Source organism: Variovorax sp. Soil_C_12, from assembly GCF_057657375.1.
The window spans coordinates 22,036-46,436 of record NZ_JBDGIO010000009.1 but is presented as its reverse complement, the minus strand read 5'-3'; the positions used below and the strand labels follow the sequence as shown (position 1 = coordinate 46,436).

General features: G+C 68.5%; 23 protein-coding genes and 1 riboswitch. Of the genes, 4 read left to right on the top strand and 19 right to left on the bottom strand.

What is annotated here, in order from left to right; translation table 11 throughout:
- Nucleotides 1–37: 37 nt before the first annotated feature.
- From AC3A6X_RS22975 to AC3A6X_RS22950, 6 genes are read right to left on the bottom strand one after another with little or no spacing between them, the layout of a single operon-like run.
- Nucleotides 38–700 carry a DUF4126 domain-containing protein gene (locus AC3A6X_RS22975; protein ID WP_487844379.1) on the bottom strand — a complete coding sequence of 221 codons (663 nt, stop codon included), beginning with the start codon at nt 698–700 and terminating at the stop codon, nt 38–40.
- An 18-nt stretch (nt 701–718) separates the two neighbouring features.
- Nucleotides 719–1,507 carry an enoyl-CoA hydratase/isomerase family protein gene (locus tag AC3A6X_RS22970; RefSeq protein WP_487844378.1) on the bottom strand — a complete coding sequence of 263 codons (789 nt, stop codon included), beginning with the start codon at nt 1,505–1,507 and terminating at the stop codon, nt 719–721.
- The gene (locus tag AC3A6X_RS22965; RefSeq protein WP_487844377.1) at nt 1,504–2,013 is read right to left on the bottom strand and encodes a DinB family protein; all 510 of its coding nucleotides are present in this window, start codon (nt 2,011–2,013) and stop codon (nt 1,504–1,506) included. Before AC3A6X_RS22965 ends, AC3A6X_RS22970 begins: the two co-directional genes overlap by 4 nt.
- Nucleotides 2,014–2,029: 16 nt before the next feature.
- A complete protein-coding gene (locus AC3A6X_RS22960) occupies nt 2,030–3,643 on the bottom strand; it encodes a carboxyl transferase domain-containing protein (protein WP_487844376.1) in 1,614 nt (537 codons plus the stop codon).
- On the bottom strand, nt 3,640–5,343 hold the full coding sequence (locus tag AC3A6X_RS22955) for an AMP-binding protein (RefSeq protein WP_487844375.1): 1,704 nt from the start codon (nt 5,341–5,343) through the stop codon (nt 3,640–3,642). The genes AC3A6X_RS22960 and AC3A6X_RS22955 overlap by 4 nt, the downstream gene beginning before the upstream one ends.
- A 57-nt stretch (nt 5,344–5,400) precedes the next feature.
- The gene (locus tag AC3A6X_RS22950) at nt 5,401–6,573 is read right to left on the bottom strand and encodes an isovaleryl-CoA dehydrogenase (protein ID WP_487844374.1); all 1,173 of its coding nucleotides are present in this window, start codon (nt 6,571–6,573) and stop codon (nt 5,401–5,403) included.
- Between the two features lie 133 nt (nt 6,574–6,706).
- On the opposite strand from AC3A6X_RS22950, the gene AC3A6X_RS22945 reads away from it, so the two are divergent.
- A complete protein-coding gene (locus AC3A6X_RS22945; protein ID WP_487844373.1) occupies nt 6,707–7,771 on the top strand; it encodes an AraC family transcriptional regulator in 1,065 nt (354 codons plus the stop codon).
- A 74-nt stretch (nt 7,772–7,845) separates the two neighbouring features.
- Nucleotides 7,846–8,043 carry a hypothetical protein gene (locus tag AC3A6X_RS22940; protein ID WP_487844372.1) on the top strand — a complete coding sequence of 66 codons (198 nt, stop codon included), beginning with the start codon at nt 7,846–7,848 and terminating at the stop codon, nt 8,041–8,043.
- A gap of 99 nt (nt 8,044–8,142) precedes the next feature.
- Here the strand turns inward: AC3A6X_RS22940 and AC3A6X_RS22935 are convergent, their stop codons facing one another.
- The 5 genes from AC3A6X_RS22935 to AC3A6X_RS22915 all read right to left on the bottom strand — a co-directional run bounded on the left by AC3A6X_RS22935 (nt 8,143) and on the right by AC3A6X_RS22915 (nt 13,409).
- Nucleotides 8,143–8,835, bottom strand: a complete 693-nt coding sequence (locus tag AC3A6X_RS22935; protein ID WP_487844371.1) for an HAD family hydrolase — start codon at nt 8,833–8,835, stop codon at nt 8,143–8,145.
- A gap of 32 nt (nt 8,836–8,867) precedes the next feature.
- On the bottom strand, nt 8,868–10,754 hold the full coding sequence (gene thiC / locus AC3A6X_RS22930; protein WP_487844370.1) for a phosphomethylpyrimidine synthase ThiC: 1,887 nt from the start codon (nt 10,752–10,754) through the stop codon (nt 8,868–8,870).
- Between the two features lie 77 nt (nt 10,755–10,831).
- A riboswitch (TPP riboswitch) is annotated at nt 10,832–10,938 on the bottom strand.
- Nucleotides 10,939–10,965: 27 nt separating this feature from the next.
- The gene (locus tag AC3A6X_RS22925) at nt 10,966–11,946 is read right to left on the bottom strand and encodes a VTT domain-containing protein (protein WP_487844369.1); all 981 of its coding nucleotides are present in this window, start codon (nt 11,944–11,946) and stop codon (nt 10,966–10,968) included.
- A 2-nt stretch (nt 11,947–11,948) separates the two neighbouring features.
- On the bottom strand, nt 11,949–12,794 hold the full coding sequence (locus AC3A6X_RS22920) for a DUF3047 domain-containing protein (protein ID WP_487844368.1): 846 nt from the start codon (nt 12,792–12,794) through the stop codon (nt 11,949–11,951).
- A 186-nt stretch (nt 12,795–12,980) separates the two neighbouring features.
- Nucleotides 12,981–13,409, bottom strand: coding sequence for a YchJ family protein (locus AC3A6X_RS22915; protein ID WP_487844367.1), 429 nt, complete (start codon nt 13,407–13,409; stop codon nt 12,981–12,983).
- A 100-nt stretch (nt 13,410–13,509) separates the two neighbouring features.
- Here AC3A6X_RS22915 and AC3A6X_RS22910 point away from each other — a divergent pair, with 100 nt between their 5' ends.
- On the top strand, nt 13,510–14,244 hold the full coding sequence (locus tag AC3A6X_RS22910; protein WP_487844366.1) for a helix-turn-helix transcriptional regulator: 735 nt from the start codon (nt 13,510–13,512) through the stop codon (nt 14,242–14,244).
- 7 nt (nt 14,245–14,251) lie between these two features.
- On the opposite strand, the gene iaaH is transcribed toward AC3A6X_RS22910, so the two are convergent.
- From iaaH to AC3A6X_RS22870, 8 genes are all read right to left on the bottom strand, one after another.
- Nucleotides 14,252–15,775: an indoleacetamide hydrolase gene (gene iaaH, locus AC3A6X_RS22905; RefSeq protein ID WP_487844365.1), complete on the bottom strand. Its 1,524-nt coding sequence runs from the start codon at nt 15,773–15,775 to the stop codon at nt 14,252–14,254.
- 91 nt (nt 15,776–15,866) lie between these two features.
- Complete coding sequence (locus tag AC3A6X_RS22900; protein WP_487844364.1) at nt 15,867–16,997, bottom strand: acyl-CoA dehydrogenase family protein; 1,131 nt, start codon at nt 16,995–16,997, stop codon at nt 15,867–15,869.
- Nucleotides 16,998–17,016: 19 nt separating this feature from the next.
- Nucleotides 17,017–18,264, bottom strand: coding sequence for a glutamate carboxypeptidase (locus AC3A6X_RS22895; protein ID WP_487844363.1), 1,248 nt, complete (start codon nt 18,262–18,264; stop codon nt 17,017–17,019).
- A 135-nt stretch (nt 18,265–18,399) separates the two neighbouring features.
- Nucleotides 18,400–18,918, bottom strand: a complete 519-nt coding sequence (locus AC3A6X_RS22890) for a hypothetical protein (protein WP_487844362.1) — start codon at nt 18,916–18,918, stop codon at nt 18,400–18,402.
- A gap of 106 nt (nt 18,919–19,024) precedes the next feature.
- Nucleotides 19,025–20,209, bottom strand: coding sequence for an acetyl-CoA C-acyltransferase (locus AC3A6X_RS22885; RefSeq protein WP_487844361.1), 1,185 nt, complete (start codon nt 20,207–20,209; stop codon nt 19,025–19,027).
- 24 nt (nt 20,210–20,233) lie between these two features.
- Nucleotides 20,234–22,045 carry a bifunctional isocitrate dehydrogenase kinase/phosphatase gene (gene aceK, locus AC3A6X_RS22880; RefSeq protein ID WP_487844360.1) on the bottom strand — a complete coding sequence of 604 codons (1,812 nt, stop codon included), beginning with the start codon at nt 22,043–22,045 and terminating at the stop codon, nt 20,234–20,236.
- Nucleotides 22,046–22,061: 16 nt separating this feature from the next.
- Nucleotides 22,062–22,778 carry a carbonate dehydratase gene (can, locus tag AC3A6X_RS22875; protein WP_487844359.1) on the bottom strand — a complete coding sequence of 239 codons (717 nt, stop codon included), beginning with the start codon at nt 22,776–22,778 and terminating at the stop codon, nt 22,062–22,064.
- Between the two features lie 38 nt (nt 22,779–22,816).
- Entirely contained in the window at nt 22,817–23,212 is a 396-nt protein-coding gene (locus AC3A6X_RS22870) for a MerR family transcriptional regulator (protein WP_309967846.1), read from the bottom strand.
- 97 nt (nt 23,213–23,309) lie between these two features.
- Here AC3A6X_RS22870 and AC3A6X_RS22865 point away from each other — a divergent pair, with 97 nt between their 5' ends.
- Nucleotides 23,310–24,371, top strand: a complete 1,062-nt coding sequence (locus tag AC3A6X_RS22865) for an MBL fold metallo-hydrolase (RefSeq protein WP_487844358.1) — start codon at nt 23,310–23,312, stop codon at nt 24,369–24,371.
- The last annotated feature ends 30 nt before the right edge of the window (nt 24,372–24,401 follow it).

Here is a 24,401-nt window from a genome sequence, read left to right as displayed (position 1 = left end):
GGTCCGGCTTCTTGCCGCCCGTGCTGTTACAAAAAAATCAAAGCTGCCCGTCCTCGCGCCTGCTCAGGCGAAAGGCCGGCGTCACGCCGGGATCGGGGCGGCCGCTGAAGATGCTCGCCAGGCGGCCGAAGAGCGCGCGCAGGAAGCGCCAGCTCTTGCGGATCAACCAGACGGAGAGCGCCAGCAGCACGACGAACAACAGCAGGAACACGAGCGGATGCGCCACCGCCAGCCACAGGCCCGCCGGCACCAGGCCGTCCTCGACCAGCGAGGCGCCCACATTGCTGAAGGGCTCGGGCGAGGTGTTGATGGCGGCGCGCGTGGTGGCCTTGGCCACATGCGCGGTGGCCGCGAAGCTGCCGCCCAGCAGCGCGGCGACGATCGCCATCACCGCATGGTCCGCACCGAACACGCTGGCCGCCAGCGCGGCGCCCGCGGGAATGCGGATCACCGTGTGGACCATGTCCCACAGCGAGTCGAGGCCGGGGATCTTGTCGGCGAAGAACTCGATGAAGACCATGAAGCCGCTGGCCGCGATCACCACCGGATGCGCCAGCATTTGCAGCCCGCCCGGCAGCGGCACCCAGCCCAGGTAGCCGGCCAGGCCGGTCAGCAGCACGACCAGGTACAGGCGCACGCCGCTGGCCCAGCCGATGGCGGCAGACAGGGCGAGCAATTGGGGCAGGTTGAGGGTGTCCATGGTGCGGCGCCGAAGGGCTCAGCCGGAGATCCAGGAGGGCTTGCGCTTCTGCAGGAAGGCCTGGACGCCTTCGCGGCCTTCCTCGCTGGCGCGGATGTCGGCGATGCCCTGCACGGTCTTCTCGATGAGCGCATCGTCGATCTCGCGGCCCGCGACGTCGGCGATCAGCTGCTTGCAGGCGCGCACCGCCGCCGGGCTGGCGCCGGTGAAGGCCTTCACGATCTCGGCCACCTTGGCATCGAGCGCATCGGCCGCCACCACCTCATGCACGAAGCCGATGCGATGCGCCTCGGCCGCGCTGAAGCGCTCGCCGGTCAGGAAGTAGCGCTGCGCGGCGCGCGTGCCCATGGCGCGCAGCACGTAGGGACTGATGGTCGCGGGGATCAGGCCGATCTTCACTTCGCTCAAGCAGTACCAGGCGGTGTCGACGCTCACCGCGACATCGCAGGCGGCCACCAGCCCCATGCCGCCGGCATACGTGTCGCCCTGCACGCGCGCGATCACCGGCTTGGGGCTCTCCTGGATGGTGCGCAGCATCTCGGCCAGGCCGCCCGCATCGGCGAGGTTTTGCTCGTGGGTGAACTCGGCCGCGCGGCGCATCCAGTTGAGGTTGGCGCCGGCGCAGAAGGCCGGGCCGTTGGCGCCCAGCACGATCACGCGGACCTCGCTCGCGGCGCCCGCCTGCGAGAAGGCCTCGCTCAGCTCGTGGATGACGACCTCGTCGAAAGCGTTGCGCAACTCGGGCCGGTTGAGCCAGATGCGCGCGACGGCGCCTTCGAAGACGAGCTCCAGCGTGGTGAACTTCATTGCTTTGCTTCCTGTTGAAGGAGGTAGACCCAGTCGAGCTCGGGCCCGGGCTGGACCATGCCGGTGAGCGCGGCCGTGACCTGGCCGCGATGGTGGGTCGCGTGGTTGAACACGTGGCCGAGCGCCGGCGCGAAGGGAATGTGCACCTGCTCGCCGTTGTTGCGCGTGTAGGCCAGCTCGCCGTCGTAGCGCTCGGGCGCGAGCGTGGCGAGCCAGGGGCTCCACCGCGTGACCGCCTGCGCCAGCGCCTCGCACACGGCCACGCGGTCGGTGTGCAATTCGGTGTCGAGCGGGATGCGCGGGGAGCGGCCTTCGGCGAAGCGCGCATACCAGAGGTTGTCGGCCACCAGCAGGTGGTTGAGCGTGCCGTGCACCGAGCGGAAGAAGAGGCCGCAATCGCGGCGCCAGTCGGCGTCCGACAGGTTCTTCAGGTTCGACGCGAGCAGCTTGTTCGTGGCCCACACGTGGTAGCGCCCCAGGCTCGCGAAGTAGTTCGGCAAGGACATGCTCGTCTCCTCGGTGTCACATGCGAAAGATGCCGAAGCGCGGCTCGGGCACGGGCGCATGGCGCGCCGCGGCCAGGCCCAGCGCCAGCACGCGGCGCGTGTCGGCCGGGTCGATGATGCCGTCGTCCCACAGCCGCGCGGTGGCGTAATAGGGGTGGCCCTGCTGCTCGTACTGCTGGCGGATCGGCGCCTTGAAGCCTTCTTCTTCCTCGGCGCTCCAATGCCCGCCCTTGGCCTCGATGCCGTCGCGCTTGACGGTGGCCAGCACGCTTGCGGCCTGCTCGCCGCCCATCACGCTGATGCGCGCGTTGGGCCACATCCAGAGGAAGCGCGGCGAGTAGGCGCGGCCGCACATGCCGTAGTTGCCCGCGCCGAAGCTGCCGCCGATGATGATGGTGAACTTGGGCACGTTGGCGGTGGCCACGGCCGTCACCATCTTGGCGCCGTGGCGCGCGATGCCCTCGTTCTCGTACTTGCGCCCGACCATGAAGCCGGTGATGTTCTGCAGGAACACCAGCGGGATCTTGCGCTGGCAGCACAGCTCGATGAAGTGCGCGCCCTTCTGTGCCGACTCGGAGAACAGGATGCCGTTGTTGGCCACGATGCCCACCGGCATGCCTTCGATCTCGGCGAAGCCGCACACGAGCGTCGCGCCGAAGCGGGCCTTGAACTCGTGGAACTCGCTGCCGTCGACGATGCGGGCGATGATCTCGCGCACGTCGAAGGGCTTGCGGGTGTCGGTGGGGATCACGCCGTAGAGTTCTTCGGGCGCGAAGGCGGGCGCGCGGATCTCTCCGGGCTCGCCGGCCGCGGCCTGGCTGTTCCTCGCGTTGAGGTTGGCGACGGCCGTGCGTGCCAGCGCCAGCGCATGCAGATCGTTCTGCGCCAGGTGATCGGCCACGCCCGACAAGCGCGTGTGCACGTCGCCGCCGCCCAGGTCCTCCGCCGTCACCACCTCGCCGGTGGCCGCCTTCACCAGCGGCGGGCCGCCCAGGAAGATGGTGCCCTGCTCCTTGACGATGATCGACTCGTCGCTCATCGCCGGCACGTAGGCACCGCCTGCCGTGCAGGAGCCCATGACCACCGCGATCTGCGCGATGCCCTGGGCGCTCATGTTGGCCTGGTTGTAGAAGATGCGGCCGAAGTGATCGCGGTCGGGGAAGACCTCGTCCTGGTTCGGCAGGTTGGCGCCGCCCGAGTCCACCAGGTAGATGCAGGGCAGCCGGTTCTGCTCGGCGATCTCCTGCGCACGCAGGTGTTTCTTGACGGTCATCGGGTAGTAGGTGCCGCCCTTCACGGTCGCGTCGTTGCACACGACCATGCAGTCCACCCCGCTCACGCGGCCGATGCCGGCGATCAGGCCCGCGCCGGGCGCCGCGCCGTGGTACATCGCATGGGCGGCGAGTGGCGCGATCTCGAGGAAGGGCGTGCCCGGGTCCAGCAGCTGCGCCACGCGCTCGCGCGGCAGCAGCTTGCCCCGCGCGGTGTGCTTGCTGCGCGCGGCCTCGCCGCCGCCGGCCTCGACCTTGGCGAACTGCGCGTGCAGGTCCTCGACCAGGGCACGCATGGCGGACGCATTGGCCTGGAACTCGGCCGAGCGCGCGTTGAGTTTGGTTTCGAGTTTGCTCATGCTGTCTTTTCTTCTCCAAGGCCGAGCTGCTGCTTCATCGCCTCGCGGATCTTGAACTTCTGGATCTTGCCGGTCACGGTCATCGGAAACTCCTTGACGAACTCGATGTAGCGCGGAACCTTGTAGTGCGCGATCTGGCCCTTGCAGAACTCGCGCACTTCGTCGGCCGTGAGGGCCTGGCCCGGCTTGGGGATGATCCAGGCGCACAGCTCCTCGCCGTACTTCTTGTCGGGCAGGCCGACCACCTGCACGTCCTGGATCTTCGGATGGCGGTAGAGGAATTCCTCGATCTCGCGCGGGTAGATGTTCTCGCCGCCGCGGATCACCAGGTCCTTGATGCGGCCAACGATGTTGACGTAGCCCTCGGTGTCCATGGTGGCGAGGTCGCCGGTGTGCATCCAGCCCTCGGCGTCGATGGCCTCGCGGGTCTTTTCCTCGTCGTCCCAGTAGCCGTGCATCACCGAATAGCCGCGCGTGCAGAACTCGCCCGAGACGCCGGGCGCGACGATGGCGCCGGTCTCGGGGTCGACGATCTTGATCTCGAGGTGCGGCTGCACCTTGCCGACGGTGGAGACGCGCTTGGAAAGCGGCGTGTCGGTGGAGCTCTGACAGCTTACCGGGCTGGTCTCGGTCATGCCGTAGGCGATGGTGATCTCGGAGAGGTGCATCTGGTCGACCACCCGCTTCATCACCTCGGTGGGACAGGGCGAGCCGGCCATGATGCCGGTGCGCAGCGTCGAGAGATCGAACTCCTTGAAGCGCGGATGGTCGAGCTCGGCGATGAACATGGTGGGCACGCCGTGCAGGCCGGTGCAGCGCTCGGCCTGCACCGTCTGCATCACGGTCAGCGGGTCGAAGCCGTCGTTGGGGTAGACGATGGTGGCGCCATGCGTGAGGCAGGCCAGGTTGCCCAGCACCATGCCGAAGCAGTGATAGAGCGGCACCGGGATGCAGAGCCGGTCTTCGGGCGTGAGCTTCATGCACTCGCCGATGAAGAAGCCGTTGTTGAGGATGTTGCGGTGGGTCAGCGTCGCGCCCTTGGGGAAGCCGGTGGTGCCGCTGGTGAACTGGATGTTGACCGGGTCGGTGGCCTTCAGGGTCTTGGCGATCGCGGGCACGCGCGGGTCGTCGGGCTGGCCCTTCTCGAGCAGGGCAGAAAAGCGCATCAGGCCCGCCAGTTCCTCGCCCTCGCCGGCCTTGTCGATCCAGGCCACCGTGCGCAGCTGCGGCAGGCGTGCGGCCTGCAGCGCGCCGGGCTGCGCGCTCGCGAGCTCGGGCGCCAGCTCGCGCAGCATGCCGACGTAGTCGCTGGTCTTGAAGCGCTGCATCGTGACCAGCGCCCTGCAGCCCACCTTGTTGAGCGCGTATTCGAGTTCGGAGGTGCGGTAGGCGGGGTTGATGTTGACCAGGACGATGCCGACCTTGGCGGTGGCGAGCTGCATCAGGACCCACGCCACGTTGTTGTGCGACCAGATGCCGACGCGGTCGCCGGGGCCGAGGCCCAGCGCCAGCAGCGCGCTGGCGAGGCGGTCGGCTTCGCGCTGCAGTTCGAGGTAGCTCAGGCGCCGCTGCTCGTGCGCGCTGACCAGCGCATCGCGATCGCCCTGGCGCCGCGCCATGTCGTCGAAGAAGTCGCCGATGGTCTGCTCGATCAGCGGAACATCGGTGGGGCCGCGGTCGAGGCTTTGGGTCAATGGCATGTACGGTCTCCTTGTCTTTGCTCCCTCCCCCGGAGGGGGAGGGAATGAAGTCCAACCCTAGGCCGTTTCCGCGAACAGTTCGCGGCCGATCAGCATGCGCCGGATCTCGCTGGTCCCCGCCCCGATCTCGTACAACTTGGCATCGCGCCACAGCCGCTCGACCGGAAACTCCTTGGTGTAGCCCACGCCGCCCAGCGCCTGGATCGCCTCGCCGGCCATCCAGGTCGCCTTCTCGGCCGAATAGAGAATGGCACCGGCCGCGTCCTTGCGGAAGGTGCGCGCATGGTCCTTGCGGTCGCAGGCCTTGCCCACCGCGTAGACGTAGGCGCGGGTGGCCTGCCAGGTCGAATACATGTCGGCCAGCTTGCCCTGCATCAGCTGGAACTCGCCGATGCTCTGGCCGAACTGCTTGCGTTCGTGGATGAAGGGCAGCACCGCGTCCATGCAGGCGGCCATGATGCCCAGCGGGCCGCCGGAGAGCACCGCGCGCTCGTAGTCGAGGCCGCTCATCAGCACCTTGGCGCCCATGCCCTCGCCACCCATCACGTTCTCCTCGGGCACCTCGCAGTTGTCGAAGAAGAGCGGGAAGGTGTTGGAGCCGCGCATGCCCAGCTTGTCGAGCTTGGTGCCGGCCGAGAAGCCCTTGAAGCCCTTCTCGACGATGAAGGCCGTCATGCCGCGCGCGCCCATCTCGGGCTCGGTCTTGGCGTAGATGACCAGCGTGTCGGCGTCGCCGCCGTTGGTGATCCACATCTTGCCGCCGTTGAGCACGTAGCGGTCGCCCTTCTTCTCGGCGCGCAGCTTCATGCTGACGACGTCGGAGCCGGCGTTGGGTTCGCTCATGGCCAGCGCGCCCACGTGCTCGCCGCTCACGAGCTTGGGCAGGTATTTCTTCTTCTGCGCCTCGCTGCCGTTGCGGTGGATCTGGTTGACGCAGAGATTGGAATGCGCGCCGTAGGACAGGCCCACGGAGGCCGAGGCCCGCGACACCTCCTCCATGGCCACGATGTGGGCCAGGTAGCCCAACTCGGTCCCGCCGTATTCCTCCTTCACCGTCATGCCGTGCAGACCCAGCTCGCCGAGCTTCTTCCAGAGGTCATGGGGGAAGAGGTTCTCGCGGTCGATCTCGGCGGCGCGCGGCGCGATCTCGTGGGCGGCGAAGTCGGCCACCGCGTCGCGCAGCGAATCGATGGTCTCGCCGAGGTCGAAATTGAGGCCGGGATCATGCATGGGTGTCTCCTTGGATGCGGGTTCGACTCGTGCGCCGGAAAAATCCCGCGCGGGCAGTCGCAGCTTACGCCGGCCTCCGTTGCAATTGGCGTCACAATGGTTGCATATTGCGCCATCTGCTTCGCGCCCTTTCATGAGCTCCTCGCCCCTCAAGCCGGCCGCTCGCGCGGCCACGCCCATGGCCTTCGTCCGAGCGATCGTGCGGGGCTACGAGCGCTACGGAAAGGACCCTTCCCGGGCGCTGGCACAGGCACAGATTGCGCCGCAAGAGCTGGAAAACGAGCAGGCCCGCGTGACCGCCGCCCAGTTCGAAACGCTGTCGGGCTACGCGATGCAGGAACTCGACGACGAGGCGCTGGGCTGGTTCAGCCGCCGCCTGCCTTGGGGCACCTACGGCATGCTGTGCCGCGCCTCGCTGAGCTCGCCCGACCTCGGCGTGGCCATCCGGCGCTGGTGCCGCCACCACCGCCTGCTGACCGAGGACATCGGCCTCGAGCTCAAGGTGGCGGGCGGCGTGGCCACCGTCTCGATCCGCGAGCATGTGGCGCTCGGCGCGCTGCGCGAGTTCTGCCTGGTCTCCAACCTGCGCTTCCTGCACGGCTACGCGTCCTGGGTCATCGATTCGCGAGTGTCGCTGCGCGCGGCCAGCTTCCCCTTCGAGGTGCCGCCGCATCGCGATGCCTATCCGCTGATGTTCGGCGGCGAGCTGCATTTCGGCGCCGAGGTTGCCAGCTACAGCTTCGACGAGCGCTACCTGGCGCTGCCGCTGCGGCGCGACGAGCAGGCGCTGCGGACCATGCTGCGGCGCGCGCTGCCGCTGACGGTGCTGCAGTACCGGCGCGACCGGCTGCTGGGCCAGCGCGTACGCGAGCTGCTGCGGGCCCAGGGCCGGCAGGGGGCCACGGCCGAGTCGCTGGCGCAGATCCTGAACGTGTCGGCCCGCACGCTGCACCGCCAGCTGCTGGAGGAAGGCGTCTCGCTGCAGCAGCTCAAGGACACGGTACGCCACGAGCAGGCGGCCGAGCAATTGCGCCGCACCGAGCGGCCGATCAAGAAGATCGCGCTGGCGGTGGGCTTTCGCAATGAGAAAAGCTTTTCGCGGGCCTTCCGGGCCTGGGCCGGCGTGACGCCCGGCGCATTCCGGCGCGCAGGCGCAACAGTCGCCACGCACGGCTTGCCGGGCGAGGACAATCCGTGACAAAGTTCGGCGCTGCTGCGACCGCCACTCATCCCGAGGGCTCCGGGCGCGCTTTCTCGCCCTAGGATCGAGGCATGCACATTCCCGACACCGACACTTCCGAATACGCGGCGCTGATCGAGTTCGCCGCCACTTCGGGGCGCTCGTGTATCCACCCCAACGTCGAAAAGAACGCCGGCCAGCTCATCGCCCGTTTCTGGTCCGCACGCGCCCAGGCCATGACCCAATCGCTGACCGCGCTGGCCAAGGCCGCGACCCAGCGTCGCGACTGACCCCTGTCTTGCTCCCTCCCCTACGGGGGAGGGTTGGGGTGGGGGCACCGGACGTCTCCATGACGAACGGACAGCAAACAGCAGCCATCCCCTCCCGCCTCAACCCGAAGCGCCGCGCCACCCCGCCAGCAGCGCCGGCAACTCCGCCATGTCGCTGAACACATGGGCCACCCCCACCGCACGCAGCGCCTCGGGCCCGCTGTGGCCCAGGTCTGAGGGGCTGTAGCCGAAAACCGTGGCGCCAGCGGCAACGCCGGCCGTGGCACCGGTCACCGTGTCCTCCACTACCGCGCAGCGGGCCGGGTCCACGCCCAGCGCCGCGGCCGCGGCCAGGTAGACGTCCGGCGCCGGCTTGGAGCGCGGCGTTTCGTGGCCGCTGAAGATGCGCTCCTCGAAGGCGTCGAGCAGGCCGATCTTCTCGAGCTGCAGCCGCACCTTGTACCGGTCGGCGCCCGAGGCGCAGGCGATGCGGCCGGCAGTGCTCGCGTGCAGGCTGCGCACCGCGGCGGGCGCGCCGGCGATCTCGACCAGTTCGCGGTCCAGCGCCGCATTGCGCCGCTCCCGGAACTCGGCGAGCCAGTCGGGGGTGACGGTGAAGCCGGTCATGGTCTCGATCAGCGCGGTCTCGTCCTTGACGGCCTTGCCGGTGAAGGTGCGCATCGCCTCCTCCAGCGTGAGCTGCCAGCCGAGCTCGCCGAGCATCTCGGCGAGCACGCGGTTGGTGATGGGTTCGGAGTCGACGAGCACGCCGTCGCAGTCGAAGAGGACGGCATCGAAGGGGATGGAGGGCATGGGGGCGATGGTAAAGCCCTCCGTTCCCCCTCTTATGCAGCCGGCTGGATCGGGATGTACATCTCCCCGCCCGCCGCCTTGAACTCGGCCGACTTGCCCGCCATGCCGTCGACCACCGCCTCTTCCGCGGCCAGGCCGCGCGCAGCCGCGTACTCGCGCACTTCCTGCGTGATCTTCATCGAGCAGAACTTCGGGCCGCACATGGAGCAGAAATGCGCCACCTTGCTGGAGTCCTTGGGCAGGGTCTCGTCGTGGAATTCGCGCGCGGTGTCGGGGTCCAGGCCGAGGTTGAACTGGTCCTGCCACCGGAACTCGAAGCGCGCCTTGGACAGCGCGTCGTCGCGCGCCCGCGCGCCCGGATGGCCCTTGGCCACGTCGGCGGCATGGGCCGCGATCTTGTACGCGATGATCCCCTGCTTCACGTCCTCGCGGTCGGGCAGGCCCAGGTGCTCCTTGGGCGTGACGTAGCACAGCATCGCGGTGCCGGCCCAGCCGATCATCGCAGCGCCGATGGCGCTGGCGATGTGGTCGTAGCCTGGCGCGATGTCGATGGTCAGCGGGCCCAGGGTGTAGAAGGGCGCCTCGTGGCAGTGCTTGAGCTGCTCGTCCATGTTGGCCTGGATCATGTGCATGGGCACGTGGCCGGGGCCTTCGATCATGGTCTGGACGTCGTGCTTCCAGGCGATCTGCGTCAGCTCGCCCAGCGTGCGCAGCTCGGCGAACTGGGCTTCGTCGTTGGCGTCGGCGGCGCAGCCGGGGCGCAGGCCGTCGCCGAGCGAGAAGCTCACGTCGTAGGCCTTCATGATCTCGCAGATGTCCTCGAAGTGGGTGTAGAGGAAGCTCTCCCGGTGATGCGCGATGCACCACTTGGCCATGATCGAGCCGCCGCGCGAGACGATGCCGGTGCGGCGGTCCGCGGTGAGGTGGATGAAGGGCAGGCGCAGCCCCGCATGGATGGTGAAGTAGTCGACGCCCTGCTCGGCCTGCTCGATCAGCGTGTCGCGGTAGATCTCCCAGGTGAGGTCTTCCGCCACGCCGCCGACCTTTTCGAGGGCCTGGTAGATCGGCACCGTGCCGATGGGCACCGGGCTGTTGCGCACGATCCAGTCGCGGGTGGTGTGGATGTTGCGGCCGGTGGAGAGGTCCATCACGTTGTCGGCGCCCCAGCGGATCGCCCACACCAGTTTTTCCACCTCTTCCTCGATGCTGGAGGTGACGGCCGAGTTGCCGATGTTGGCGTTGATCTTCACCAGGAAGTTGCGCCCGATCGCCATCGGCTCCACCTCGGGGTGGTTGATGTTGGCCGGGATGATGGCGCGGCCGCGCGCCACCTCGTCGCGCACGAACTCGGGGGTGATGAGCTTGGGGATCTGCGCGCCCATCGGGTTGCCGGCGAGCCGCTTCTCGCGTGCGGCGTCGGCCATGTACTCGGCCATCCATTCGCGCTTGCCGTTCTCGCGCAGCGCCACGTACTCCATTTCGGGCGTGACGATGCCGCGGCGCGCGTAGTGCATCTGGCTCACGTTGCGGCCGGGCAAGGCGCGGCGCGGCTGGCGCTGCAGCCCCGAGGCGGCGGCGCGCAGCTCGGCGAGCTTCTGCGCATCGCGGTCGGCGTGGGTGGCGCCGTCGTCGAGCATCTGGCGGATGCGGCCGATGTAGGCCTCGGTGTCGTTGCGCTCGGCAATCCAGCCGCCGCGCACGCTGGGCAGGCCGCGGCGCACGTCGATGTCGGCCGACGGGTCGCTGTACGGGCCCGAGGTGTCGTAGAGGGAGACGGTTTCGCCGTTGGTCAGGCGCACGTCGCGCACCGGGACTTGGATGTCGGGGCGTCGCGGGCTCGCGATGGCGCTCTTGGTGGAAGCGGGGAAAGGCTCGCGCGTCAGCGTAAGCAGCGAGGCGAACTTGTCAGGGGCATTCATGCGGGGCACTCCTTCGGTTGGATGGGTGCTCCGCGATCGCTCCGGATCGGCGCGGCGGAAATGGGAGGGTTCCGTGGCCGGGGAGTCGCAGCTCTTCTTACGCTGGTATGAACCAGATCAAGTTCGCGGGTTCGGCCGCTTGGCCATCTCAGTACGCATCGCGCGTGCACCCCGGAGCGGGACCGATTCTAGGCCCCGTGCCCGAAAGGGATCAAGCGGGATGCGCGGCGACGTCCCGCGGCACGTCGGCGTCGAGCGGGGCCGGCTGCGAATCCAGCGCCTCGGCAGCAGCCCAGGCCGCGATGCCGCCGGCCAGCACGCGCACGCGCGGCAGGCCGGCCTTGGACAGCAGTCGCGCGGCGGCGATGGCGGTCTCGTCGTTCGGGCAGTCGCAGAACACCACCAGCTCGCGCGCGGCCTGCAGCTCGGCCAGGCGATCGTCCAGTTCACCATAGGTGATGCCGACGGCGCCTGGCACGGTCCGGTCGTCGATCTTGCGCGTTTCGGCGGAGCGCAGATCGACCACCACGAGGCGCGCGCCGATCGCCAAAGCCTCGCGCAGCGCGGCGACCTCGACGTGCTCGATATCCTCGATCTGCCGCGCGATGCGCCGCTCGCGGTAACGCCAGGCGACGAAGACGGCCAGCAGCAGTGCGCCAACCAGCGTGGCCGTGAGGCCGACGCTGGACATCACCGCCAGCACGTCCTGGATCGCAGCATGGAACACTCCGCCGAGCGCCAGGAAGCCCAGCGACCAGATCAGCGCCGCGAGCGTCTCGTAGGTCAAGAAGCGCGTGTTCGACATGCCCAGGGCACCCGCCATCGGCGGCGCCACCACCGAGACGCCCGGCACGAACTTGGCCGCGATCAGCGACAGCCCGCCCCAGCGGCCGAGGATGGACTCGCTGCGCCGCACGCAGGTGTCGGCCGACAGCGAGATGCGGCAGAGGAAGCGCATCACGCGGTAGCCCCAGCGGCGCCCGGCCAGGAACCAGGCGCCGTCGCCGAGGATGTTGCCGAGCACGGCGGCCAGCAGCACGGCGATGAAGGACAGCTGTCCGCCGACGGCGAGCCCGCCGGCCACGACGAGAAAGGGCGCTGCCGGCACCGGCGCGCCCAGGCGGGTCGCCAGCGTGGCCAGGAAGACCACGGCGGCGCCCTGCGCGGAGAGAAGAGCGACGAGATCGTTCATCGCTATTCCGCCGAGCCGGCGCGCGCCGGCGGTAGCACGAACCCGGCGCTGCGCGTCGTCGCGAAGCCGCGCAGGTCGATGTCCGTGAAATAGGCCAGGCCGTGGCCCTGAGTGTTGTCCGCGTCGGCCGAGACCGCGACCGCCACCACGTCGGGCAGCGTGTCGCCGGCCTCGTCGCCGAAGGCGCGCTTGTAGTCGGCCAGCAGGTTGCGGCGCTCGCTCACGAAGGCGGCCTTGTCGGCCGCTGGGCCGGACTCGAGCACCACCATGCGCATGCGCTGGGTGAAGGCGTTGACGAGCGAGGTGCCCTTGGCTTCCTTCTTGTCCCACACGTAGCACAGCGCTTCGCTGGGCACCTCTTCGCCGGTGGTACGGCGCGCCAGCGCCAGGCGGGTGCGTTCGCCGAAGGACAGGCGCTCGGCCGGAAAGTCGAAGAAGACGCAGAGCTTGGCGGCGCCGTCGTCGCCGGCACGGGTGCGCAGGTTGGCATCCTCCACGAAGCTGTCGACGCGCCAGCGCCAGGCCAGGGTGGTAGAGGGGTTGAGCGGCACGCGGGTGGCATGCACGAGGTTGCCGTAGGACTGGTCGGCCTCGACCTTCAGCACCTTCTGCGCGCCCTCCTGGATCACCTCGAAGCGGGTGGGCGTCTTGTTGGGCAGGCTCGTGAAGCGCCAGGGCTGGGGCGCCTGGGCACCGCGAGCGCTGGAGAAGGGGGTGACCGTGAGTTCGTCGGCATGGGCAGCCGGCGCGGCCAGCCAGAGGGCACAGGCGGCGATCGGCGCGGCCAGCATCGCGCCGATCCTGCGGGATGCGGTCGGGATGGTGATCGTGCTGTACTTCGTTGCCATGGTGCCCTCGGTGCGGTATTTCTCTGAGACTGGAAGGAGTGTGGGGCCCGAGGCGCCGCGGATAAAGTAGCCAAAAGGAATCGGACTGTCTCCGATTCGCGCACAATGCGCCGCCTTGCTATCGAATCAGTAGCAAGGATGCCAGGCTCGATCAGCCAGTCCGAGTATTGGAAGCGCGGCGGCGATTCAGCGCATCACCCCGTCGAGGTAGTACCAACGGAGGAGGCCGCCCTCCCCCTCCTCGCGCACGAAGCGGCTGCGCTCCGCAAGACGGGTGGCTGCGCCGGAGCGGCTGCGCTGGCGGGCCACGAACTGGACTTCGGCATGGAGGGCATCGCGCTCGACATGGGCGCGCACCTCCAGGCCCAGCCATTTCGCGCCGGGCTCGAAGTCCAGGTGCTCCGGGCGATACGAGGGATGCCAGGTCGCCAGCAGGTAGTCGGCCCGCTCCCGCACGAAGGCGGTGTAGCGCGAGCGCATCAGCGTTTCGGCGTCTGGAGCCGGCGTGCTTGCGAAGTCGTCCAGGTAGCGGCCGCAGCAGCCGGCATAGGCAAGCACGGCGCCGCGGGGGTCGCGGCGGCCGCAGGGGCAGGGATCGGGTGCGGATCTGGGCATCGAGGGCTTCGGCGGGTGCGCGCATTGTGCAACCCCTGAATCGCCCGGTGGCGCGATGCTTGCTCGCGGCCTAGGCTCGGCAAGGACGAGGAGAACGGCCATGTATCTGAAGGCTTCGGAACAGCAGGCGCTTCGCGGCATCTTCGCGCTGCTCGCACAGGACCAGGGCGAGCGCGAAATCCGCGAACGCATGGGCTGGGCACTGCTGGATCTGCTGCGGGCGGACCAGTTCGCCTCCTTCGTGTGGGATGCGGAAAGCGGGACTTTCGGGAAGCGGGTCGCGCTGAACATGGAGGCCGACAACCTCGACCGCTATGCGCAGTGGCACCAGCACCACGACCCTATCACCTTCGTGCTGCAATCGCGCCGCCATGCCACCCGCGTGACCGAGGTGATGCCGCAGCGCGCGCTGATGCGCACCGCATTCTTCAACGACTTCCTGTCGCGCGACGGCCTGCACTGGGGCATGAACCTGCATGCCTTCGACGGCGAGCGCGCACTGGGCGACCTTCGGATCTGGCGGAGGCGCGGGCGCGGGGACTTCGGCGCGCACGAGGCCGAGTTGCTGGATCTGATCGAGCCGGCCTTCATCGGCGCCTTGCAGCGCGCGCAGCGAAAGGCCTCGCCCGCTGACGCACGCGAGGCGGCGTGGGCCAGCCTGAGCGCGCGTGAGCAGCAGGTGGCGCACGCGGTGTGCGAAGGGCTGACCGACAAGGAGATCGCGCGGCGCGCGGGCGTCGGCGTGCCGACGGTGCGCACCTACCTGCGGCGCATCTTCGCCAAGCTGGGCATCGAGCGGCGCTCGGCGTTGGCGGCGTGGGTGCCGGGGCGTTGAGCTGCCCCTATTTGGCCGGCGCAGGCAGCCGGCCCAGCACCCCTTCGACCGCCAGCCCCACCGCCAACAACCGGCGATCGCTGCCCGCGGGCCCGTCGAGCTCCAGCCCCACGGGCAGGCCGCTCGCGGCGCCCAGCCCGGCGGGCAACTGCAGGCCGGGGATGCCGGCGTTGCTGCCGGGGTCGGTGTTCTGGATCAAGAGGCCGAAGTTCTCGATGCTGCTGGACTCGGGCGTGGCGGCCAGCGCCACGCGCGGCACGGTGGGAAAGACCAGCGCGTCGAGCCGGTGCTTCTTGAAGGTGTCGCGATAGAGCTTCTGCAGCGCCGGCCGCGCCTTGCGCATCGCGTTGTCGTAGGCCGGCTTGGCATCGACCACGCCTTGCGCCGCCGGCAGCTTGCGCGCCAGCACCAGGCCTTCGAAGGTGCCCTTGACGTCGGGACTGGCGATGCCCGCGGCCACCTGGCGGATGTCGACGCCGGCGCGGTATTTCTGCAGGTAGGCCGCGAGGTCGTCATGGATCTCGTAGAGCGCGACGGGGAAGCTGACGGCGCCATTGAGCTCGGCCAGCTTCGGCATGTCGACGTCGACCAGCGTGACGCCCGCGCCGCGCAGCTTCGCCAGCGCCGCATCGGTGGCCGCGCGCGTGTCCTCGTCGAGGTTGGCGTAGAAGCCCTTGGCGACGCCCAGCCGCACGCGCTTGAGGTCCGCCGGCACCACCGGCGCGCCGCCGGCGATGACGCGGTCCAGCAGCGCCAGGTCAGCCACCGAGAGCGCCATCGGCCCGGCCGTGTCGCGCGTGTGCGAGATCGGCACGATGCCCTGCTGGGAATAGCGGCCCACGGTGGGACGCAGCGCGGCGCAGCCGTTGAAGGCGCAGGGAATGCGCACCGAGCCGCCGGTGTCGGTGCCCAGCGCGGCCGGCGCCATGCGCGCACCCAGCGCCGCGCCGTTGCCCGAGGAGGAGCCGCCGGCGACGCGCGTCGCATCGTAAGCATTGCGCACACCCACGTCGGGCCCGGTCTGGAAGGCCGGGTTGTAACCGCTGACGCCGAAGGCCAGCTCGTGCATGTGGGTCTTGCCCAGCACCACGGCGCCGGCCGCGCGCAGCTTGGCGACCACCGGCGCGTCGGCGCTCGCCACGAAGCCCTTGAGCGCGGGCGTGCCGGCGCTGGCCGGCAGGCCCTGGACCTGGATGTTGTCCTTGATCGCCACCGGCAGCCCGCCCAGCGGCTTGCAGGGGCCGCCGCGCCGGCGCGCCGCATCGGAGGCCCGCGCGGCCTTCAGGGCGCCGGCCTCGTCCAGCGTGATGAAGGCATTGAGCTGCGGCTTGGCCTTGGCCTGGGCGAGGTAGGCCGTCACCAGCTGCTCGCTGGTGAGCGAGCCGGCGCACAGGCGCTGCGCGGCTTCGCTGGCGGTCAGCGTGTCAATGTCCAGCGGCGCGCCCTGCGCACTCGCGGACGAAGCAAAGGCGGCAGCGCACAACGCGAGCACTGCGGCGCGGACGGACGGAACGCGGGGGTCGATGGGCATGGCGGGACGCTTCAATGGAACGAAGGCTCCATGGTGCGGCGCCATGCCGCGCTTGTCTGTCATCCGTATCGATGACAGCCGCAGCAGCGCTTCAGGCCAGCGCTCGCTGGATCAGGAGCTTCTGGATGTCGGACGTGCCTTCGTAGATCTGGCACACCCGCACGTCGCGGTAGATGCGCTCCAGCGGGAAGTCGTTGACGTAGCCGTAGCCGCCGAGCGTCTGGATGGCGGCGCTGCAGACGCGCTCGGCCATCTCGCTGGCGAACAGCTTGGCCATGGCCGCTTCCTTCAGGCAGTGCAGCCCGGCGTCGCGCAGGCTGGCCGCATGCCAGATCAGCTGGCGCGCGGCCTCGAGCTGGGTCGCGCAGTCCGCCAGCCTGAAGCCCACGGCCTGCTGCTCGAAGATCGGGCCGCCGAAGGCCTGGCGCTCCTTGGCATAGGCCAGTGCCGCCTCGAAGGCGCTGCGCGCCATGCCCACGCTCTGCGCGGCGATGCCGATGCGGCCGCCCTCCAGCGCGCCGAGCGCGATCTTGTAGCCCTCGCCTTCCTGGCCGATCAGGTTCTCGGCCGGGATGCGGCAGGCGTCGAAGTTGATCTGCGCGGTGTCGCTGGAATGCTGGCCCAGCTTGTCCTCCAGGCGCGCCACGGTGTAGCCCGGCGCGTCGGTGGGCACGATGAAGGCGCTCATGCCGCGCTTGCCGGCGCCCTTGTCGGTGACGGCGATCACGATCGCCACCTGCCCGTTCTTGCCGCTGGTGATGAACTGCTTGACACCGTCGATCACCCAGCCGTCCGCATCCTTGCGCGCGGTGGTGCGCAGCGAGGAGGCATCGCTGCCGGCCTGCGGCTCGGTCAGGCAGAAGGCGCCCAGCATCTGCCCCTGCGCCAGCGGCTGCAGCCATTGCTTCTTCTGCTGCGCGTTGCCGTAGCGCATGAGGATGGCGTTGACCGGGCAGTTGGTGACGCTGATGGCGGTGCTGGTGCCGCCGTCGCCGGCCGCGATCTCTTCCAGCACGAGGGCCAGCGTGAGGTAGTCGAGGCCGGCGCCGCCGTCCTCTTCCGGCACGCAGATGCCGTAGGCGCCCAGCGCCGCCAGGCCCGCGTGAGCTTCCTTCGGAAAGAGGTGCTCGCGGTCCCAGCGCGGCGCGTTCGGCCAGAGCTCGGCCTGAGCGAAGGCGCGCACCGCGTCGCGGATCGCTTCCTGGTCGGGGGTCAGCAGCATGGCGATTCCTTGAGGGCGGTTACTTCGAAGCGCCCAGGTCCATGATCAGCTTGCTGGCCATGTACAGGCGGCGCGGAATGGCGTCGATCATCACGTACTCGGCCAGGTCGCTGTGGTAGCCGAAACCGGGCAAGCCCAGGCTCTCGATCACCGGCTTGCCCGAAAGCGCGGCGTACGCGGCGTCGGTGCCGCCGCCGGTGCGCTCCTCGATGCCCAACGTGCCGCCGGCCTCCTTGTAATAGGCCACGGCCTTGTCGACCAGCTTCCTGCCGCCCTCGCCCGCATTGAATGCCGGGCGCCCCCGGGTGACCAGCACCTTGACCTCGGCGTCCTTGAGCTTCTTCTTCTGCGCGCGTTCCTCCAGCGTCTTCATCGCGGCGTCGAGATCCTCGTTGCGCGCATAGCGCACGTCGGCGTTCAGGCTGGCGCTGTCGGGGATGATGTTGGAGACGGCGCCGGCCTTGGCGATGGTCCAGTTGAAGCGCAGGTTCTTCTCCTTGTCGTCGAGGTCCATGGTGCGCAGCACCAGGTCGGAGGCCTCGACCAGCGCGTTGACGCCGAGCTCGGGCGCGGCGCCCGCATGCGAGGCCTTGCCCTTGATGTTGACCTGCAGGTAGGCGATGCCCGAAGTGCCCAGCGAGAGCTTCTCGGACTCGGCGCTGGTGGGCTCGAAGGACAGCACGTAGTCGCTGGCCTTGGCCTCTTCCTGGATCAGGTCGCGCGAGCCGAAGGACCCTTTTTCCTCGTCGGTGTTGAAGAGCACCGTGATCGTGCCGAAGTCCTGGAAGCCGCGCGCCTTCAGCAGCTTGAGCGTATGCAGGATCACGGCATTGCCACCCTTGTCGTCGGCGATGCCGGGACCGTAGGCCTTGTTGCCCTCCACGCGGAAGGGCGCCTTGGCCAGGATGCCCTTCAGGTAGACGGTGTCCATGTGCGCCATCAGGAGGATGTTCTTGCCGCCCTTGCCCTTGAGCTTGCCGACGATGTTGTCGCCGACCACGATGCCGGCCGACTTGCTGCGCGTGACGGTGAAGCCCAGGGCCTTGAGCTCGTCCTCGAGGTACTTGCCGGCCGCGGCCAGGCCTTCGGCGTCGCCAGTGCCGGTCTCGATGTTGACCAGCCGCTCCAGCGTCTTGACCACCGCGGGCTGCTCGGCCGTGGCGGCACTGAACAACGCGTCGTCACGCGTCTGGCTCCAGGCTGCGGGGGTGAGGGAAGCGGCGGCGAGCAGCGCGGCAAGCGCGTTGCGATGAACGGCCAAGTGCATGAAGGGTGTCTCCGAGAGTAGGGAATCCACCATTCTAGGGAGCGCTCGCCCTGCCCGACCCGCGCCCGCCGCTGGCCAAGAAATGTCACAGGCCGCCGAAAAACGGCAAAAAGTGTCAGCCCGTACGGGATTACGTCAGGCGGCCAGCAAGGCCGCGGCGGCCCGGGCGATGGCCCTTGCATTCAGCTGCGCCGAGGTGCGCAGTACGCCCTGCCAGTAGCGCTCGACCGCCTCGAGGCCGCCGGCCTTCTCCTGTTGCTCGAAGGGGATGTGAAGCGACCAATCGTTGAGGCCGAGGAAATGAGCGCGAAAGACCTCACCATGGAATTCGGCAGTCTCCTCCGCAGTGACGTCGCGGGTGACCAGGGGCCCTCGATCGAACTGCAAGGCCAGGGTGTCGAGGTAGCCACAGCCCATGGCGAGCCGGATTTGCGTGAGCTCGCTCGCCTTCAGGCCCTGCGCCGTTTCCAGGCGCAGGCCCGGCACCGTGCCAACCCGCAGCTCGGCCGGCGAACTGCCATCGACCTCGCCGGCGGCCCAGCATGCGTAGTAATAGCCGCGATCGGCCAGGTAGCTGTAGACCGAACCGACGCGCCCTTGACCCAACAGCAGGCGAAGCTTCTTGAACTGGGCCTGCGAGATCGGTGAGGGCATAGACAAAAACTCCAGCATCGGCAAGTTGCGCATCGAACGACGGCGCCCCTTGCCGATGGTCAGCGCCTTCGCGGTGCTGTATCTGCAGTTATCGTGCCCGCCTGTTTCAGACCAGTTCGAGCGCGATCGCCGTGCCCTCGCCACCACCGATGCACAGGGTGGCGACGCCGCGCTTCTTGCCCTTTTGCTGGAGCGCATGGATGAGCGTGACCATGATGCGCGCGCCGCTGGCGCCGATGGGATGGCCCAGCGCGCAGGCGCCCCCATGCACGTTGACCACTGCGTGCGAGACGTCGAGCTCGTGCATCAGCGCCATCGGCACGACGGCGAAGGCCTCGTTGACCTCCCACAGGTCCACGTCCTTCACGCCCCAGCCGGTCTTCTTGAAGAGCTTGGCCACTGCACCCACCGGCGCGGTCGAGAACCACTCCGGCTGCTGCGCGTGAGTGGCATGGCCGAGGATGCGGGCGATGGGCTTGGCGCCCAGTTTTTTCGCGGTGCTCTCGGTCATCATCACCAGCGCGGCGGCGCCGTCGTTGATCGAGGAGCTGGAGGCGGCGGTGATGGTGCCGCCTTCCTTCTTGAAAGCCGGCTTGAGGCTGGGAATCTTGTCGAGCTTGACCTTGCCCGGACCCTCGTCGATCTCGACCAGGGTGTCGCCACCGCGACCCTTGACCAGAACCGGCGCGATCTCGGCCTTGAAGGCGCCCGAAGTGGTGGCGGCCTTGGCGCGCTCCACGCTGGCGATCGCGAAAGCATCCTGCTGCTCGCGCGTGAACTTGTACTTGGCCGCGCAGTCCTCGCCGAAGGTGCCCATGGAGCGGCCGGGCTGGTAGGCGTCTTCGAGGCCGTCGAGCATCATGTGGTCGAAGATGCGGTCGTGGCCCATGCGGTAGCCGCCGCGGCCCTTGAGCATGAGGTAGGGCGCGTTGGTCATGCTCTCCATGCCGCCGGCGACCATCACCTCGTGCGTGCCCGCGAGCAGCAGGTCGTGCGCGAGCATTGCGGCCTTCATGGCCGAGCCGCACATCTTGCTGAGCGTGACGGCGCCCGCGCTGTCGGGCAGGCCGCCCTTGTAGGCCGCCTGGCGCGCGGGCGCCTGGCCCTGGCCGGCCATCAGGCAGTTGCCGAACAGCACCTCGCCGACCGTGTCGGGCGCGATACCCGCGCGCTCGACGGCGGCCTTGATGGCCACGCCGCCCAGGTCGTGCGCGGCAAGGGAAGAAAAGTCGCCCTGGAAGCCGCCCATGGGGGTGCGGGCGGCGCCGACGATGACGATGGATTCGGACATGGAGTGCTCCTTTTCAAGTGGATTTCAAAAGTACGGCGCGTGGCCATCGTGCTGAAAGCGATGCGCCTCGTCATAGGGGAAAACATCGAGCATCTGCCCGGCCTGGATGCGCTCCTTGTGGCTCTGCCAGAAGGCGGCGTCGAGCAGGTCGGCATGGTGGGCCATGAAGGCCTCTCGCACCGCCTGGTTGCCGAGCAGGAAGGGGCCGAAGGTCTCGGGGAACACGTCTTTCGGGCCGACCGAGTACCAGACTTCGCCGCTCAACTCGTCCTCCTCGTGGACCGGGGTCGGCACGCGGCGGAAGTTGCAGTCGGTGAGGTACTCGATCTCGTCGTAGTCATAGAACACCACCTTGCCGCCGCGCGTGACGCCGAAGTTCTTCCACAGCATGTCGCCGGGGAAGATGTTCGCCGCAACCATGTCCTTGATGGCATTGCCGTACTCGATGACCGCGTGCTCCAGCTGCTTGCCCGCCCGGTGGGCATGCTCGGGATGCTCCAGCTGGTCGAAGGCCTCCTGCAGGTAGATGTTGAGCGGGATCATGCGGCGCTCGATGTAGACATGCTTGAGCACCACCTCCATCTCCCCGTTGCCGTCGCGGTCGCCGATCTCGAGCTGGCTGGGCGCGAATTGCTTGATCTCCTCGATCAGCGCGGGCTCGAAGCGGTCCAGCGGGAAGCCGACGTCGCTGTACTCCAGCGTGTCGGCCATGCGGCCCACGCGGTCGTGCTGCTTGACCAGCATGTACTTGCTCTTGATCTGCTCGCGCGTGGTGTCCTTCTGCGGCGGATAGAAGTCCTTGATCAGCTTGAACACGTAGGGGAAGGAGGGAAGGTCGAACACCAGCATCACCATGCCCTTGATGCCGGGCGCGGTGCGGAACCGGTCCGTCGAGTAGTTCAGGTGATAGAGGAAGTCGCGGTAGAAGAGCGTCTTGCCCTGCTTGGCCAGCCCGAGGGCGTTGTAGATCTCGGCGCGCGGCTTGCGCGGCATCAGCGAGCGCAGGAACTGCACATAGGCCGATGGCACCTCCATGTCGACCATGAAGTAGGCCCGCGCGAAGCTGAAGAGCATCTGCAGGTCTTCCTCGCCGAAGAGCGCCGCGTCGATGTAGAACTTGCCGGCGCGGTCGTGCAGGATCGGCAGCGCGAAGGGCAGCTCGAGGAAGCCGTTGATGATCTTGCCCACCACGTAGGCGCCCTTGTTGCGATAGAACAGCCCCGACAGCACCTGCAGCTGGAAGTTGGCGCGCAGCTTGACCTGGTGGAAGCGCCCGAGGATGGCCGCGGCCACGCGCTCGGCATCGCGCCGGATGTCGGCGTAGCGGCCCTGCAGCGCGTAGTCCTCGAGCAGCTGGCCGACCGTGTCGGCCAGCGTGAGCTGCTGGGGATAGTAGGCGCGGTAGGTGGGCGCGCCGCGCGGCTCGATGTACTCGGTGCTGATGGCCGGCCGCACGAAGATGAAGTCGTTCTGGAAGTAGGCGCGGTGCAGGATCTTCGTGGTGACCGAATTGAAGAAGGTCTCGGCCAGCTCGGGCTGGTGGTGGTCGACCAGGAGGCCGATGAAGTGCAGCTTGACCTGGTGCCACACGTCCATGGGCTGCTCGCCGGCCTTGAACTCCTTCTCGAGCCGGGCCACGGCTTCGCTCACCCGCAGGTCGTAGAACTCGATGCGCTCGCGCTGCGCCCGCTGCTGGCCGTGCCAGTCCGCGGTCTCGAAGCGGTGCTTGGCGCGCGCCGACTCGGCGCGGAAGAGGCGGTAGTGGCGATCGAAGCCGTCGCGCATCGCCTTGGCGATGTCATAGGCGAGCGGGGAATCGAGGCGCTGCGGGAACATGGGCGGGGCTCAGGCCTCAGGGCTCGGCCTGCGCGGTGTCGGCATCGGTCTGGGGCTCCTCGGCCCGCTTGCTCCACTTGTAGCGGATGCGCTGCACCGCAGCCTTGTATAGGGACTCGACCGGCTTGATGCCGTTGATCGTCATGCCCAGGTCCTGCAGCAGCCCGTCGTGCACGCCGAAGGCCCAGCCGTGGATGGACACGGCCTGCCCGCGGCTCCAGGCATCCTCCATCACGGTGCTGACCGCGACGTTGACCACCTGCTCCGTGACGTTGAGCTCGCACAAGGCATCGGCGCGCAGGTCTTCGGGCAGGGAATTGAGCAGCACGCGGTGGCGGTCGCGCACGTCCTGGATGTGGCGGATCCAGTTGTCGGCCAGGCCGATGCGCGCGCCCTCGAGCGCCGCCTTGACGCCGGCGCAGCCGTAGTGGCCCACCACCATGATGTGCTGGACCTTGAGCCGCTCGACCGCGAACTGGATCGCCGACAGCGCGTTGAGGTCGGAGTGCACCACGATGTTGGCGACGTTGCGGTGTACGAACACTTCGCCCGGCTCCAGCCCGGTGATCTGGTTGGCGGGCACGCGGCTGTCGGAGCAGCCGATCCACATGTACTTGGGCGTCTGCTGCTTCACCAGGCTGGTGAAGAAGCCGGGACGATCGCGCTCCATGCGCGCCGACCAAGTGCGGTTGTGGGCAAAGAGATCCTCCAGGTTGTCGGGCGTGTTGTCCATGGTGTTCCGGGATGGTGATTGAAATGATGCGTGGCTGCTCAGCGGATCTTGGGCTTGCCGGCGCGCGCCAGCGCTGCGCGAGCCTGCTTCTCCTGCGCGCGGACCTCGGCGAGGTTTGCTTGTAACTCCTCGAGCTGCGCCTCGAGCTGGGCCCGGTGACCGCCCAGCACGCCCAGGAAACGCTGCAGCTGCGCCACGGTGTCGCGCGGGCTGTCGTACATGTCGAGGATTTCCTTGGCCTCGTTGAGCTTGAGGCCCAGGCGCTTGGCGCGCAGCGTGAGGGTCAGGCGTGCCCGGTCGCGCGCGGTGTAGACGCGCTGCTGCCCGGCGCGCTCGGGGGCGAGCAGGCCCATGTCCTCGTAGAAGCGGATCGCCCGCGTGGTGAGGTCGAATTCCCTGGCGAGTTCGCCGATGGTGAAGGTCTGCGAGGACATGCGTTCGGTTGGGATTGCGCGGGTGACAGCAGCTTCGGGCCTGACTGCCTACAATGATGGGTCTTCCCCATGACGTTTACGTTAACGTCAATCCTACATGAACTTGCTCGAACGCGAACTCCACTACCCCTACGGTGACACGCTGCCGGCTCCGGGCCGGACCTTCGAGGTGGCGCCGGGCGTGCGCTGGCTGCGCATGGCACTGCCCTTCGCGCTCGACCATATCAACCTCTGGCTGCTGCGCGACAGCATCGACGGCGTGGAGGGCTGGACGGTGGTGGACTGCTGCATCGCGCACGAGGCCTCGCGCGCGCAATGGGAGCAGGTCTTCGCGAACGAGCTCGAGGGCCTGCCGATCCTGCGCGTGATCGTGACGCACATGCACCCCGACCACATCGGCCTGGCCGACTGGCTGTGCCAGCGCTGGAACGCGCCCCTGTGGATCAGCTCGACCGACTACCACGTCGCGCGCGTGCTCACCAGCAGCGGCGACACGCTGGCCGGCGGCGAAGCGGCTGCGGACTTCTTCGTCTCGCACGGCCTGGCCGATGCCGAGGCGCTGGCCGTCATCCGCGGGCGCACCAACTACTACGCCAACATGGTGCCCTCGGTGCCGGCGCGCTTCGTGCGCATGCTCGACGGCGACGAAGTGCGCATCGGCGGGCGCGCCTGGCGCTGCATCAGCGGCTACGGCCATGCGCCGGAGCACATCTCGCTGTACTGCGAAGAGCTCAATGCCCTGCTGGGCGGCGACATGATGCTGCCGCGCATCTCCACCAACGTGAGCGTGCATGCGGGCGAGCCCGAGGCCAACCCGCTGCGCCTGTTCCTCGACAGCATCGACCGCTTCAAGGCGCTGCCGCCCGACGCACTGGGCCTGCCCTCGCACGGCAAGCCCTTTACCGGCATCCACCAGCGCGTGAAGCAGCTGCAGGACCACCACCGCGACCGCCTGGCCGAGCTGCTGGAGGCCGGCACGGTCCGGCCGCTGAGCGGCGCCGAGGGGCTGCCGATCCTCTTCAAGCGTGCGCTCGACGTGCACCAGACCACCTTCGCCCTGGGCGAGACCGTGGCGCACCTGCACCTGCTGTGGTTCGAGGGACAGGTGCAACGGCGCAAGGGCGAAGATGGCGTCTGGCGCTTCGGCGTCTTTGCATGAGACGCCAGGCCGCTCTCAAGTCGAATAGCA